The organism is Pantoea dispersa (assembly GCF_019890955.1).
In the GTDB taxonomy this organism is placed as follows: Bacteria; Pseudomonadota; Gammaproteobacteria; order Enterobacterales; family Enterobacteriaceae; genus Pantoea; species Pantoea dispersa.
The window spans coordinates 1,836,763-1,850,990 of record NZ_CP082346.1 but is presented as its reverse complement, the minus strand read 5'-3'; the positions used below and the strand labels follow the sequence as shown (position 1 = coordinate 1,850,990).

At 59.4% G+C, this 14,228-nt stretch carries 12 protein-coding genes; 5 read left to right on the top strand and 7 right to left on the bottom strand.

Going from position 1 to position 14,228, the window contains the following annotated elements:
• Positions 1–20: 20 nt before the first annotated feature.
• The 5 genes from rnd to K7H94_RS08505 all read right to left on the bottom strand — a co-directional run bounded on the left by rnd (position 21) and on the right by K7H94_RS08505 (position 6,448).
• On the bottom strand, positions 21–1,142 hold the full coding sequence (rnd, locus tag K7H94_RS08525) for a ribonuclease D (protein WP_021510041.1): 1,122 nt from the start codon (positions 1,140–1,142) through the stop codon (positions 21–23).
• A 105-nt stretch (positions 1,143–1,247) separates the two neighbouring features.
• On the bottom strand, positions 1,248–2,921 hold the full coding sequence (gene fadD, locus K7H94_RS08520; RefSeq protein ID WP_222951963.1) for a long-chain-fatty-acid--CoA ligase FadD: 1,674 nt from the start codon (positions 2,919–2,921) through the stop codon (positions 1,248–1,250).
• Between the two features lie 208 nt (positions 2,922–3,129).
• Entirely contained in the window at positions 3,130–3,723 is a 594-nt protein-coding gene (locus tag K7H94_RS08515) for a Slp family lipoprotein (protein WP_222951962.1), read from the bottom strand.
• Positions 3,724–3,783: 60 nt separating this feature from the next.
• Positions 3,784–4,485, bottom strand: a complete 702-nt coding sequence (gene tsaB, locus K7H94_RS08510) for a tRNA (adenosine(37)-N6)-threonylcarbamoyltransferase complex dimerization subunit type 1 TsaB (protein WP_222951961.1) — start codon at positions 4,483–4,485, stop codon at positions 3,784–3,786.
• Positions 4,486–4,537: 52 nt separating this feature from the next.
• Positions 4,538–6,448, bottom strand: coding sequence for a DNA repair helicase YoaA (locus tag K7H94_RS08505; RefSeq protein ID WP_222951960.1), 1,911 nt, complete (start codon positions 6,446–6,448; stop codon positions 4,538–4,540).
• Positions 6,449–6,573: 125 nt separating this feature from the next.
• Between K7H94_RS08505 and K7H94_RS08500 the strand changes: the two genes are divergently transcribed.
• Entirely contained in the window at positions 6,574–6,918 is a 345-nt protein-coding gene (locus tag K7H94_RS08500) for a RidA family protein (RefSeq protein WP_021510036.1), read from the top strand.
• Positions 6,919–6,931: 13 nt separating this feature from the next.
• On the opposite strand, the gene K7H94_RS08495 is transcribed toward K7H94_RS08500, so the two are convergent.
• Entirely contained in the window at positions 6,932–7,117 is a 186-nt protein-coding gene (locus K7H94_RS08495) for a YoaH family protein (protein WP_021510035.1), read from the bottom strand.
• Positions 7,118–7,232: 115 nt separating this feature from the next.
• Here K7H94_RS08495 and pabB point away from each other — a divergent pair, with 115 nt between their 5' ends.
• The 4 genes from pabB (at position 7,233) to K7H94_RS08475 (ending at position 12,509) form a co-directional block, all read left to right on the top strand.
• Positions 7,233–8,585 carry an aminodeoxychorismate synthase component 1 gene (pabB, locus tag K7H94_RS08490; RefSeq protein ID WP_132462407.1) on the top strand — a complete coding sequence of 451 codons (1,353 nt, stop codon included), beginning with the start codon at positions 7,233–7,235 and terminating at the stop codon, positions 8,583–8,585.
• 1 nt (position 8,586) lies between these two features.
• On the top strand, positions 8,587–9,156 hold the full coding sequence (locus K7H94_RS08485) for a CoA pyrophosphatase (protein WP_222951959.1): 570 nt from the start codon (positions 8,587–8,589) through the stop codon (positions 9,154–9,156).
• A 191-nt stretch (positions 9,157–9,347) separates the two neighbouring features.
• Positions 9,348–10,712 carry an L-serine ammonia-lyase gene (locus K7H94_RS08480; RefSeq protein WP_222951958.1) on the top strand — a complete coding sequence of 455 codons (1,365 nt, stop codon included), beginning with the start codon at positions 9,348–9,350 and terminating at the stop codon, positions 10,710–10,712.
• A 234-nt stretch (positions 10,713–10,946) separates the two neighbouring features.
• On the top strand, positions 10,947–12,509 hold the full coding sequence (locus K7H94_RS08475; RefSeq protein WP_222951957.1) for an EAL domain-containing protein: 1,563 nt from the start codon (positions 10,947–10,949) through the stop codon (positions 12,507–12,509).
• 12 nt (positions 12,510–12,521) lie between these two features.
• Here the strand turns inward: K7H94_RS08475 and K7H94_RS08470 are convergent, their stop codons facing one another.
• Positions 12,522–14,090 carry a TerC family protein gene (locus K7H94_RS08470; protein WP_021510030.1) on the bottom strand — a complete coding sequence of 523 codons (1,569 nt, stop codon included), beginning with the start codon at positions 14,088–14,090 and terminating at the stop codon, positions 12,522–12,524.
• Between the last annotated feature and the right edge of the window lie 138 nt (positions 14,091–14,228).

Genomic DNA, 14,228 nt, shown 5'->3' with positions numbered 1-14,228 from the left:
CGCAGGGGAAAACGTTCCGCTTACAGCGTGTGTAAAATCTCGTCGATCCCGGCTTTCAACACCTCACCCCGCCAGCCTGCCAGCAGTTCCGGCGGACGCGTGGCGCTTTTCAGTCCCCAGTGCACGCTCAGCACCTGGTTAATCTGGCGCCGTGATGCTAACAGCTCCTGACTGTAACCGGTCTGCTCACTCACCTGCTGTACCAGCGCTTTAATCGCTTTAAACGCCTGCTTGTAATGCGCGTGGTCAATCAGATTAGGCAACGGCGGCGGTAACGCGGCCTCATCCAGCGCCTGCGCCTCTGCCACCATCGCCACCAGCGCCTTACCGTGGAAGCGGATTTCGTGACCGTTCAGGCCGAGATGATCCAGCTCGCCAAGGCTGCCGGGCATAAAGCGCGCGACTTTCCACAGGTTCTCTTCGCGCACCACAAAATTCACCGCCATGTCTTTCTGCCGTGCGAGGTTGAGACGCCACGCGGCCAGGCGCTGCAGCACCGCCAGCTGGCGCGGACGCAGCTGCCACGCATTGGTGATATCGCGCCACGCCTCTTCCGGCTGCAGCACGTCCAGACGGCGCTGACACAGCGTAGCGCACTCACTCAGCGCCGCCGCCATGTTGCCTGCCGCTTCGGTTTGCGCCACCAGCTGATGGGCGATCGGCAGCAGGTAAGCCACATCGGCTGCAGCGTACTGGCACTGCCGCTCGGTAAGCGGACGCGCCAGCCAGTCGGTGCGCGCTTCGCTCTTATCCAGCTCAATCTGGTTGAAATGATTGACCATCGCGGCAAAGCCCCACGACAGCGGCTGCCCGGCGAAAGCGGCCAGAATCTGCGTATCGATCATCGGCTCCGGCAGACAGCCGAAACGATGCAGGAAGACTTCGAGGTCTTCCCCGCCAGCGTGCAGGAACTTGGTCAGCTGACGATCCTGCAGCAGCGCAACAAACGGCGCCCAGTCGCTGATGGTTAACGGATCGATCAGAACCAGTTGCTCGCCATCGAAGAGCTGGATCAGGCCAAGCTGCGGATAGTACGTGCGGGTGCGCACGAATTCGGTATCCAGCGCCACGGCGCGATGCTGACGGGCCTGCTGGCATACGGCGGCCAGCTGGTCATTGTGGTCGATCAGGGTGTAATTCACGTTGTCTTTCTCGCTGCGACAAACCTCGCACAGCGCTCCATGTTAAAAGCAATAAAAACGCCGGACGGTGCCGGCGTTAACCTGAGCATTCAGCGGAAGCCAGTACTACGCTTCACGCTTCGCCTCGTCGCGCAATTCGCGACGTAAAATTTTACCGACGTTGGTCTTCGGCAGCTCATCACGAAACTCGATAATCTTCGGCACTTTATAGCCGGTGAGCTGACGGCGACAATGATCCAGCACTTCCTCTTTCGTCAGCGACGGATCTTTTTTCACGATGCACACTTTCACCGCTTCGCCGGAGAGATCGCTCGGCACGCCAATCGCCGCCGCTTCGCGCACCTTGGCGTGCTGCATCAGCACATCTTCGATTTCGTTAGGATACACGTTAAAGCCGGACACCAGAATCATGTCTTTTTTACGATCGACGATGCGGATAAACCCTTCCGTGTCCACGGTAACAATATCACCGGTGTGCAGCCAGCCATTTTTCAGCACTTCCTCGCTGGCATCCGGCCGCTGCCAGTAGCCAATCATGACCTGCGGCCCGCGGATGCACAGTTCACCCGGTTCACCCGGCGGTACGTCGCGATCTTCATCATCGACAATACGCACGTCGGTGGACGGAACCGGCAAACCGATGCTGCCGGTGTGGCAGGTAATATCATAAGGATTAACCGACACCAGCGGTGAGCATTCGGTGAGTCCGTAGCCCTCCAGCAGATAGTGCCCGGTGAGTTTCTCCCAGCGCTCGGCCACCGCTTTCTGCACCGCCATGCCGCCACCGGCAGACAGACGCAGTGTGGAGAAGTCCAGCTGGTTAAAATTGGCATCGTTCAGCAGGGCGTTGAACAACGTATTAACACCGGTGATGGCGGTAAAGGGAAATTTACTCAGCTCTTTAACGAAACCGGGAATATCACGCGGGTTGGTAATCAGCAGGTTGGTGCCGCCCAGGTCGAGGAACAGCAGACAGTTCACCGTCAGAGCAAAGATGTGATAAAGCGGCAGCGCGGTTACCACCTGCTCCTGTCCGGCGCGCAGCAGTTTACCGTAGGTGGCTTTGGTCTGCTCCAGATTAGCCTGCATGTTGCCGTGGGTCAGCATGGCGCCTTTCGCCACGCCGGTAGTGCCACCGGTGTACTGCAGAAATGCCAGATCCTGATTATTGATCACAGGACGATGATAGCTCATCTGCTCGCCCTGCTGCAGCGCATGACGAAACGGTACCGCCCCTGGCAGATGGTATTTCGGTACCAGCTTTTTCACATATTTAACGACGAAGTTCACCAGCGTGGCTTTTACCGGCGCCAGCTGATCGCCCATGCGCGTCAGCATCACGTGCTTAACCGGGGTTTCCGCGACCACTTTTTCCAGCGTATGGGCGAAGTTGGAGACAATGACAATCGCACTGGCACCGCTGTCGTTAAGCTGGTGCTTTAGCTCGCGCGGCGTGTACAACGGGTTAACATTCACCACCACCATACCGGCACGCAGGACGCCAAACAGCGCCACCGGATACTGCAGCAAATTCGGCATCATCAGCGCGACGCGGTCGCCCTGCTGCAAGCCTAATCCCTGTTGCAGCCAGGCCGCAAAAGCACGGCTCTGCTGCTCCAGCTGGCGGTAAGTCATTGGCTGGCCCATGTTAATGAAAGCCACCTGATCGGCATAACGTTGCGCTGCGTGTTCGAAAAGATCGACCAAAGAGGGATAACGGTCTGCGTTAATTTCCGCTGGTACATCTGGCGGATAGCGTTTCAGCCAAACCTTGTTCAAAGATTCACCCCGATATTCTTGTTGCGTAGCCATCGCCGCCTCTGCAATCAGTGTTGTTAACAATATTTTAACTGATTGTACCAGTTTGCCTGTTCCGGCATTTTCAGGTTGCGAGGCGCATCACTAAATTTCGCGCATCGGTTGCGCGCCCAATAAAAAGGCCCGTTCGCGAGCACCGCGACCGGGCCGTAAAAAAACCTGTTTAGCGCTATTCGGTAAGAATGGTCTCAACCTGCGCCGGACCGCCGGTGTTCATGCCCCAGTAGGGGTTAGGACCCCAATAGCCGGGATGGCGACGCGTCGGCCCGTACCAAATCCACGGATCGATCGGCTGCGGCGGCGTCATCACCTGCTGAGTCAGATGCCAGCGCTGATAACCGCGCACATCAATCACCACAAAGTTGTAACTGGCTTTGCCAATTTCCCCTTTCTCAGTGCCTTTGATGTTGCCCAGTACCGTGACGTACTGATTATTGACGTCGATCGGATCAACAAAACCATGAATGTCAGCATAAATGCGGCCAATTGAGGTAGCACCGAGGCGCGGTCGCGCGCTGTCATCCAGCGGCTGAGTGGCAATTTCCAGCCGGGTCAGGCCGTTGAGGTTGGTCACCTTCACGACTTTGCCGCCGAAGCGCGACTCCTGGCCGACATACAGCTGCGGCGCATTCATCACGCGTAATAAATCCTGCTGTGGAAGCTGAGAACTCCCTTTAATGGCATCCGGCACTGACACGCAGCCGCTGAGCAACAGCGCACAGGCTAACAGAGCGCCAGACATCCCTTTACGACTAATTGGCATAGCACTTCTCCTGTTATTTCTCCGTTAGACTGAAGGCGCAAAAATAAGTTGCGTAGGCGCCTAGCGCCCCGGCAATTTTTTCCATGCCACTTCATTGCGCAGATAAACCGGCTCAGCATTTTCCACCGCCACGCTATCGTCGCGCTGCCAGGCGCTGAGCGCCAGCGGCAGCATATCTTCTGCGGCAGGCAGCGTGACCGTGGTGGTCAGCAGTTGTGCCCCGCTCGTGCCAGCCAGCAGCTGCGGATAAGCCTGCCAGCCGGTGCCGACGGTGGCCCACTCGCCGCTCAGCTGCGCGATGCGCGCCTGTGCCGCTTCCGGCTTCAGTACGGCTTCGCTCTCAGCGCCCTGCCACTCGCCCTGCTCATCACGCTGATACTCTGCCCAGTAGACTTCACCCATGCGCGCATCAATCGCCGCCAGCACGCGCGTTGCCCCGGTCAAACGCCAGGCGCCCTGCGCCATGGTGGCCAGCGAGGATACGCCAATCATCGGCAGATTTGCGCCCAGCGCCAGGCCCTGCGCGATGCCAATGCCGATGCGCACGCCGGTAAAACTGCCGGGCCCGCGGCCAAACGCCAGCGCGTCCAGCGCGTCCAGCGCCAGCGACTGCGCCTGCAGCAATTCGTGCACCAGCGGCAGAATACGTTGAGTATGATCGCGGGGCGCGATTTCGAAGCGGGCATCGATCTGCTGCTGATTCAGCAGCGCGGCAGAACAGGCTTCTGTCGCGGTGTCCAGGGCTAAAATTCGGGCGGACATAACAACCTCAGAGAATCAAAATGGCGCGCATCTTACCACAGCCTGGCACAAATTAGTGCTGCTCTGGCGGACGCACAAAGTCAATCGCACGCTGTAAATCGCGGGTGCGCGGTGTCGGCGGCAGGCTATTAAGGAACAGACCGCCATACGGACGCGACACCAGCCGCTGGTCACAAATCACCAGCACGCCGCGATCGTCGGTATCGCGAATAAGACGGCCCACGCCCTGCTTGAGGGTGATCACCGCGTCCGGCAGTTGCACATCGTTGAACGGATCGCCGCCGCGCAGACGGCAATCCTCCATGCGCGCCTTCAGCAGCGGATCTTCCGGCGAGGTAAACGGCAGCTTGTCGATGATCACCAGCGACAGCGCATTACCGCGCACGTCAACGCCTTCCCAGAAGCTGCTGGTGGCCACAAGCAGTGCATTGCCGGCGTCAAGAAACTGTTTGAGCAGTTGGCCTTTGCTGGTTTCGCCCTGCAACAGCACCGGTAAGGTCATGGAGGCGCGGAACTCCGCCGCCAGCTCACGCATCATTTTGTGCGAGGTGCACAGGAAGAAACAGCGCCCTTTGTTGGCTTCAATCAGCGGTTTCATCATGCGTGCCAGCTGACGCGCACCGCCGGGATAGTTGGGTTCCGGCATGTTGCGCGGCACGCACAGCAAGGCCTGCTGCGCATAATCAAACGGACTTTCGAGGATCAGGGTGCGGGCATTATCCACGCCGAGCCGGCTGGCGAAGTGGCTCATCTGTTCGTTGACCGCCAGCGTCGCCGAGGTGAATACCCACGCCGCTTTGCGTCCGTCCATCACTTCGCGGAAGCGCTCCGCGACCGACAGCGGCGTTAGCGCCAGCGTAAAGTGCCGGCTGCTGCATTCGTACCAGTAGCTGAAGCCCGGTTCATCAATCGCGCGTAAACGCTTGAGCCGGGTGCGATACAGCGCGGCACGCTCGAAGGCAGCGTCCAGCAGCGCGGAACGGCCCAGCGACAGCTTAATCACGTCGTAACACAGCTCGAGCGCATCATCCAGCAGCGTAAACATGCGCATGATGTTGTTGTCGCTCAGCAGGTCACGCAGATTGCCGCGAAAACCGGGCTCGCCCAGCGTCAGGCGGAAATCCTGTGCGCACTGCGCCAGCCGGTCGGCGGATTTCTGCAGCTGCTGCACATCGCGCACCTCGGTGCGGTAGGCAAGGATAATGTCTTTGGCGAGATCCTGCAGTTGCCGGCTCGACAGCTGCTGACCAAAATACTGGCTGGCAATATCCGGCAGCTGGTGCGCTTCATCGAAGATCATCACGTCGGCTTCCGGGATCAGCTCGCCAAATCCCCCCTCTTTCACCACCAGGTCAGCGAGAAACAGGTGATGGTTCACCACCACCACATCCGCATCCATCGCTTTTTTGCGCGCCTTCACCACGAAGCAATCTTTATACAGCGGGCAATCGCTGCCGAGGCAGTTATCGTTGGTGCTGGTAACGTAAGGCCAGATCGGGCTGTCTTCCGCGACGCCGGCGCAGCTGCTGACGTCGCCATCAACGGTCTCCGAAGACCAGCTGCGCACGTTAATCAGATCGCCGAGCGCCTGCACGCTGAGATCGCCGCCGGTCTGATTTTGCTGCTCCAGCCGTTCCAGGCACAGATAGTTGGAGCGCCCTTTCAGCAGCGCGGTTTTGCCGCTGAACGCCAGGGCACGGGCAATGGTCGGCAGATCGCGGTTGTAGAGCTGATCCTGCAACGCTTTGGAACCGGTCGATACAATGACTTTTTTCTTCGCCCGCAACGCCGGTGCAAGATACGCATAAGTTTTACCGGTGCCGGTGCCGGCCTCGACCACCAGCTCGCCCGCCTGCTGCACCGCTTCGCTCACTGCCTGCGCCATTTCGCGCTGTGCCGCGCGCGGCTTAAAGCCGGGAATCGCCTGCGCTAACGCGCCATCCGCTGCAAAATCGTCTGCCACACATCCTCACCGATTGCTCTTAAAACACCTGTAATTATGTCAGGATTCACCGCAGGCGACCACAACAGATGACAGCCGGCCATGGGATATGGCAGGCTAACGCAGCAAAAATAAAGGAGAACAGCATGACCATTACGCGTATTGATGCCGAGCACCGCATGTCCGAAGCGGTTGTACATGACCAGACCGTGTATTACACCAGCGTGCCGGAGAATCTGGATGACGATGCGGAAGCGCAGACCGCCAACGCGCTGGCGGTGATTGACCGCATCCTGACGCGCGTGGGTTCGGATAAAAGCAAAATTCTCGACGCCACCCTTTTCCTGGTGGACAAAGAGGACTTTGCCGCGATGAACCGCGCCTGGGATGCGTGGGTCTCGCCGGGTAATGCGCCGGTACGCTGCACGGTGCAGGCCGGCCTGATGAATCCGCGCTATAAAGTGGAAATCAAAATCATCGCCGCGCTATAACGCTCGCCGGGCGCTATTCGTCGTCTTCGTCCTCTTCGAAGCGCGCCCGAATCGCTTCGCCCTGATGGTTCTGGCGAATTTCCTGCGCCACCTGCGCAATTGCCTGCCCGCTGGACATGCCGCCGGCCATCAGTTCCTGAATACGTTCCACTGCCTGCTGCTGCTGTTCGTGCGATAAAGCCGGAAGACCTGAAAACATGATGCACTCCTGTAATGGGGGGACGCATTATTCCACGCTGAACAAACAGGTGCCAGCAGCAAAAAAATATGCCAGGCTACGCGCCTGCCTGCTGAACTGATTTAGCCAAACGAACGTGAAAACCCTCTCGCTACAGTATACGCCCGATACACTTTTACACCGTTTTTCCACGCTGGCGCACCGCCCGTGGGCGATGCTGCTGACCTCTGGTCATGCCGAGCACGCGGATAACCGTTTCGATATTCTCACCGCCGACCCGCGGGTGACCCTGACGACGCGCGGTGACAGCACCGCCATCGACGACGGCACCGGCATCAGTCACTCCAACGCCGATCCGCTGCAGCTGGTGCAGCAGCAGCTGGACGCGCTGGGCATCCGGCCGGCGTTTGATGCAAATCTGCCGTTTCAGGGCGGCGCGCTGGGTCTGTTTGGGTATGACCTCGGTCGCCGTTTCGAAACGCTGCCGCAGCGGGCGCAGCAGGATTTACACACGCCGGACATGGCGGTGGGCATTTATGACTGGGCGCTGATTGCCGATCACCATCGCCAGACGCTGACGCTGATTGCCCTGCACGACGCGGAGCAGCGCTGGCAGTGGCTACAGGCGCTGGCGGTCCCGCAGCCTAAACCTTTTGCCCTGACCAGCGACTGGCAGGCCAATATGAGCTATGCGCAGTACGCCGCGCGCTTCCAGGCAGTGCAGGCTTACATTCAGGCGGGCGACTGCTACCAGGTTAATCTGGCACAGCGTTTTCAGGCCAGCTATCGCGGCGATGAGTGGCAGGCGTTCTTACGTCTCAACCGCGCCAACCGCGCGCCGTTCAGCGCCTTCCTTCGTCTGCCGCACAGTGCCGTGCTGAGCCTGTCGCCGGAGCGTTTTCTCTCTCTGCAGCAGCAGCAGATTGAAACCCGGCCGATTAAAGGCACGCTGCCGCGCCTGGCCGATCCGCAGGCCGATCGGTTGCAGGCGGAGAAACTGGCCAGCGCCGAAAAAGATCGGGCGGAAAACCTGATGATTGTGGACCTGCTGCGTAATGATATTGGCCGCGTCGCCGAGCCGGGCAGCGTCAGCGTGCCGGAGCTGTTTGTGGTGGAGCCGTTCCCGGCGGTGCATCACCTGGTGAGCACGGTGCGGGCCAGACTGCCAGACGCGCTCTCCGCTACCGATTTGCTGCGCGCCTGTTTCCCCGGCGGCTCCATTACCGGCGCGCCCAAGATCCGCGCCATGGAGATCATCGAAGAACTCGAACCGCAGCGGCGCAATGCGTGGTGCGGCAGTATCGGCTACATCAGCCTGTGCGGGCGTATGGACAGCAGCATTACCATTCGCACGCTGATTGCCGAAAACCAGCAGCTATACTGCGCGGCGGGCGGCGGTCTTGTGGCTGACAGCGAGGCTGAGGCGGAATACCAGGAGACGCTGCACAAGCTCAACCGTATTCTGCCCTGTCTGCGTGATGAGGCGTGATATGGAGCTGACGCTGGCGCAGTTTCTCAGTCGCTTTGTGCTGCAGCCGCCGCTGGCGAGCGCGCACAGCGTGATCAGCGGACGCCGTGCCGCGGTGCTGGTACCGGTGATTGATGGCGACCAGCCCGAACTGCTGCTGACCCGCCGCTCCGCGCTGCTGCGCAAACACGCCGGGCAGGTGGCGTTCCCCGGCGGCATGATGGATACCACTGACGATTCGCTGATCGCCACCGCGCTGCGTGAAGCACAGGAAGAAGTGGGCATCGCACCGCAGCAGGTGCGGGTGGTCGGCGTGTTACCGCCGGTCACCAGCAGTACCGGTTTCGCCGTCACGCCCGTTGTCGGCATCATCCCGCCGCACCTGCCGCTGCGGCTCAACCCGGATGAAGTTGAAAGCGCGTTTTCCATGCCGCTCGCTGAGGCGCTGCGGCTGGGGCGCTACAGCGGACTGACGCTGCGCCACGGTCATCGTCAGCATCAGGTGTGGCTGTCGTGGTATGAAGATTATTTTATCTGGGGCATGACCGCCGGTATCCTGCGCGCGCTCGGCCAGCAGATCGCCCTGCCCTGATCCCCCGTCCCGTTTCACCCTGGCCGAAAAAATTGATCCCGTTCACATCCGGGGATACGGATAACTATTTCTGTGGTTTATAATTAGTTTATTTCATGCGAAAAGCTGCTCGCTGCCGCCCGCTGGCGATTACTATTAGCCGCATTAACGGCCTGCGCCGTAGAAAAGAAGATTTGTGAGGAGCGTCACCGGTGATAAGTGTTTTTGACATGTTCAAAGTGGGTATCGGCCCGTCCAGTTCGCATACCGTTGGCCCGATGAAAGCGGGCAAGCAGTTTGTTGATCTGCTGATCGAACAGGGCAAGCTGCAGGACGTGACGCGCGTGGCGGTGGACGTCTACGGCTCACTGTCGCTCACCGGGAAAGGACACCACACCGACATTGCCATCATTATGGGGCTGGCCGGCTTTGAGCCTGCCAGCGTCGACATCGACAGCATTCCGGCGTTTATCAAAGATGTCGAAACGCGTGAGCGGCTGCTGCTGGCACAGGGCGCGCGCGAGGTCGACTTCCCGCGTGACGGCGGCATGGTATTCCGCAGCGAAAACCTGTCGCTGCATGAAAACGGCATGACCCTGTACGCTTTTGCCGGCGATCGGCTGCTTGAGCGCAAAACCTATTACTCGATTGGCGGTGGCTTTATTGTCGACGAAGCGCACTTTGGTCAGTCAGTGCTGGATGAGGTCGCCGTACCCTACCCGTTCCATTCAGCCAAAGAGTTACTCAGCCACTGCCGCGATACCGGCATGTCGCTTTCCGGGCTGGTGATGAAAAACGAACTGGCGCTGCACAGCCGTGACGAGATTTACGCCTATTTTGGCAACATCTGGCAAACCATGCAGGCGTGTATCGATCGTGGCCTGAATACCGAAGGCGTGCTGCCGGGGCCGCTGCGCGTGCCGCGCCGCGCGGCGTCGCTGCGACGTCTGCTGATCTCCTCGACCAAACACTCCAACGATCCGATGAACGTCATCGACTGGGTCAATATGTTTGCGCTGGCGGTGAATGAAGAGAATGCGGCCGGTGGTCGTGTGGTCACCGCACCGACCAACGGTGCCTGCGGCATCGTGCCGGCGGTGCTGGCGTATTACGATCACTTCATCGAAACGGTCACGCCAGATATCTTCATCCGCTACTTCCTCGCCTCGGGCGCGATTGGCGTGTTGTATAAAATGAACGCTTCGATTTCCGGTGCCGAAGTCGGCTGCCAGGGTGAAGTGGGCGTGGCCTGCTCAATGGCCGCCGCTGGCCTCGCTGAACTGCTGGGAGCCAGCCCGGAGCAGGTGTGTGTTGCCGCTGAAATCGGCATGGAACACAACCTCGGACTGACCTGCGATCCGGTCGCCGGTCAGGTACAGGTGCCGTGCATTGAACGCAACGCCATTGCTTCGGTGAAAGCGATCAACGCCGCGCGAATGGCGCTGCGCCGCACCAGCGAGCCGCGTGTATCGCTGGATAAGGTGATCGAGACGATGTACGAGACCGGCAAAGACATGAACGCTAAATATCGTGAGACCTCGCGCGGCGGTCTGGCGATCAAGGTGCAGTGCGACTGACCGGCAACGTCGCGTTTCGCTGCTGACAATTGCAGCGATCGGCCATTATTTCTGCAATGGCCTCTACCTCCGCGTTATCAAACCAGATACATTATTTTTGCGCGCGACCTCTACCGGTCGCGCGATTTTTTAGTGCCGCTTTTTTTCTCCAGCCGCGCTAAATTTGGCCGCCGCCATGCCGATAACCTTCACGTTAATTTGGCCTCATTCTTTGTCTTAGCAAGGTGGTTACTGATGCTCCTTCCCCAGCAATTTGTGGGTCAATTTCGCCGTAAGCGCCTGCTTATTGCGTTGGTGATCGCGTCGCTGGTTCTCATTCTTACGCTGATTTTTCGCTACATCGAAGAGAAGTCACGCATTGAGCAGCAGTCCCTTAACTTTGCCACCCGCGCGATTGAGCGCTTTGACCGCATGTTTTCGCCGCTGGACGTCTCCGCCAACAATACGCTGGGGCTGGTGGGCGTGCCCTGCACGCAGGTGCGCTATCCGCTGATTGAGAAGATCGCCGCGCTGCAAACCGTGCGTACCGTGCTGCTGGTGCAGGACGATACCATCTACTGTTCGAGTATTTATGGTCCGCGCCACATCTCGTTCAGCCAGACCTATCCCGAGCTGGCGATCAACAACCAGCGCATGATGCTGTCCACCGACGACTACCTGCTGAAAGGTTCACCGGTGCTGCTGCTGTGGACGCCAAAGTCGCTGGATAACCAGGACGGCCTGCTGCAGATCATCAACATTGAACTGATGACCAACTATCTGCTGGAGCCGCAGCTGCCGTGGGTGGAGCGCGCGATCTTTAACGTAGGCGGACAGAGCCTCGAGTACGGTAATCCGCTGATCGAGCATACCGTGCCGTCCGATGACGAAGTGGCGTACGATCAGGCCTCGCTGCGTTATCCCTACAGCATTACGCTGTACGGCCCCTCTCCGGCGCGACTGGCGCTCAACACTCTGCCGTCTCAGCTGCCGCTGGCGGTACTGCTGAGCCTGCTGCTGGGCTATATCGTCTGGCTGGCCACCGCCAATCGCATGAGCCTGAGCTGGCAAATCAGCTATGGCATCACCGCTAACGAATTTATGGTCTACTGCCAGCCGCTGATCAATGCCCGCAGCGGCGACTGCGATGGTATCGAGCTGCTGCTGCGCTGGCACAATCCGCGTCAGGGCTGGATTGCCCCGGACGTATTTATTCCGCTGGCCGAACGCCAGAACCTGATTGCACCGCTGACGCGCTTTGTGATTGCCAGAGTCGTCGCGGAGTTGCCTAATCTGCCACAGTGCCCAGCCTTCCATATCGCGATTAACGTCGCGGCCAGCCACTTCCGCGATCGCCTGATTGTTGAGGATTTACAGCGCTACTGGTGGCCCGCCAATCCCCTGCCGCAACTGGTGGTGGAGCTCACCGAGCGCGATGCGCTGCCAGTTATCGACCAGACGGTCGTGGCGCAGCTGCATGAAATTGGCGTGCGGCTGGCGATTGACGATTTCGGCACCGGCCACAGTTCGCTGGCCTATCTGAAGGACCTGAAGCCGGACGTACTGAAAATCGATAAAATTTTTACCGCCGCGATTGGTACTGACGCGATCAACGCCACGGTAACGGATATGGTGATTTCACTGGCGCAGCGGCTGAATATCGCGCTGGTCGCGGAGGGAGTGGAAACCGCCGAGCAGGCGCATTATCTGCGCGAGCGCGGCGTGGATCATCTGCAGGGTTACTACTATGCGCGCCCGATGCCGATTGAGGACTTCCCGCAATGGCTGGCGCAGCATCAGGCGCAGCTGGGCGCCTGATGCCGGACGACATCAGGCGTCGCCCTCTTCCTCGTCATGGTGCGGCTTGTCTTTGGTGACGCGCACCAGATCGATACGGTAATCCGTGGCTTCGATAATCTGGAAGTGCAGCGGTGGCAAATCGATAATCTCGCCCGGCAGCGGCAGCTGTCCCTTCTGCTCAATCAGCAGGCCGGCCAGCGACGCGTGATCTTCATCCGGATCGACCAGCTCATGGTGGTCGAGCAGCTGCTGCAGCGAGTGCAGATCGGTACCGCCCTTCACCAGCCAGCCGTCGCCATCCGCCACCACATCCGGCGTTTCGTCTTCGTCCGGGAACTCACCGGCAATCGCTTCCAGCACGTCCAGCGGCGTAATCAGGCCCTGCACCACGCCAAATTCGTTGGTAACGATGACGAAGCTCCCTTTAGCGCGACGCAATACGCCCAGCAGGTTGATCGGATCCAGCGTTTCCGGCACCACAATTGGCGGCGTGTTGGCCGCGAAGGTCGCGACATCCATACCGTGCTCCAGCGCTACCAGCAGCTCTTTCGCGCGCACCACGCCGATGATCTCATCCAGCTCGCCACGACACACCGGGAACAGACTGTGAGGCGTATCCAGCAGCTGAATGCGGATCTCATCCAGCGGACGCGAGACGTCAACCCATGAGATATCGCCGCGCGGCGTCATGATGCTGCGAATCGAACGCTGTGACAGCGTCAGCACGCCGTTAATCATGTAACGCTCTTCGTCTTTAAACGCTTCCTGCGGCATCGCTTCCGTCAGTGACGCTTCTTCGGTATGCGCCGGCTGGTTACGCTGGCGCCCGCCCATCAGACGCAGAATCGCTTCGGCGGTACGTTCACGCATCGGACGGTGCGCCTGATGACGGATAAAGTTCCGGCGCGCAATCTGGTTGAACAGCTCGATCAGAATCGAGAAGCCAATTGCCGCGTACAGATAGCCTTTCGGAATATGGAAACCAAAGCCTTCCGCCACCAGCGACAGACCGATCATCAGCAGGAAGCTCAGACACAGCACCACCACCGTTGGGTGCGCGTTAACGAAGCGGGTCAGCGGTTTTGAGGCCAGCAGCATCACGCCCATGGCAATCACCACCGCCGTCATCATCACCGGCAGATGGTTCACCATACCGACGGCGGTAATCACCGCATCCAGGGAGAATACCGCGTCCAGCACCACAATCTGCGTCACGACCGCCCAGAAGCTGGCATAGGCTTTGTTGCCCTGATGCTCCATGCCGCGGTTTTCCAGCCGCTCGTGCAGTTCCATGGTGGCCTTAAACAACAGGAACAAACCACCAATCAACAGAATTAAATCTCGTCCGGAAAAGCTGAAATCGCCTACGCTGAATAGGGGTCGCGTCAGCGTCACCATCCAGGAGATCAGCGACAGCAGGCCGAGGCGCATCACCAGCGCCAGCGACAGACCAATCAGGCGCGCTTTATCGCGCTGTTTCGGTGGCAGCTTGTCGGCAAGAATGGCGATAAACACCAGATTATCGATGCCGAGCACAATCTCCAGCACGATCAGCGTCAGTAAACCCGCCCAGATTGAGGGGTCGAAGAGAAATTCCATCAATGACTCCTTGCTAAACGTAAGGGCGAACGCGACTGAGCCTGCGCCGGAAGGCGAGACGAGAGAGCGTTAACGGATGAGGCAACACCGGCAGGTGTCAGGGTGCGCGTTGAGCAGCGCGGAGAACAAGTGAAGCGA

What these genes read in the sequence shown, in the direction of transcription:
- K7H94_RS08515 (WP_222951962.1), bottom strand. Translation starts at nt 3,723, where the DNA reads ATGCCAATTAGTCGTAAAGGGATGTCTGGCGCTCTGTTAGCCTGTGCG.
- tsaB (WP_222951961.1), bottom strand. Translation starts at nt 4,485, where the DNA reads ATGTCCGCCCGAATTTTAGCCCTGGACACCGCGACAGAAGCCTGTTCT.
- K7H94_RS08500 (WP_021510036.1), top strand. Translation starts at nt 6,574, where the DNA reads ATGACCATTACGCGTATTGATGCCGAGCACCGCATGTCCGAAGCGGTT.
- K7H94_RS08495 (WP_021510035.1), bottom strand. Translation starts at nt 7,117, where the DNA reads ATGTTTTCAGGTCTTCCGGCTTTATCGCACGAACAGCAGCAGCAGGCA.
- K7H94_RS08485 (WP_222951959.1), top strand. Translation starts at nt 8,587, where the DNA reads ATGGAGCTGACGCTGGCGCAGTTTCTCAGTCGCTTTGTGCTGCAGCCG.
- K7H94_RS08475 (WP_222951957.1), top strand. Translation starts at nt 10,947, where the DNA reads ATGCTCCTTCCCCAGCAATTTGTGGGTCAATTTCGCCGTAAGCGCCTG.
- K7H94_RS08470 (WP_021510030.1), bottom strand. Translation starts at nt 14,090, where the DNA reads ATGGAATTTCTCTTCGACCCCTCAATCTGGGCGGGTTTACTGACGCTG.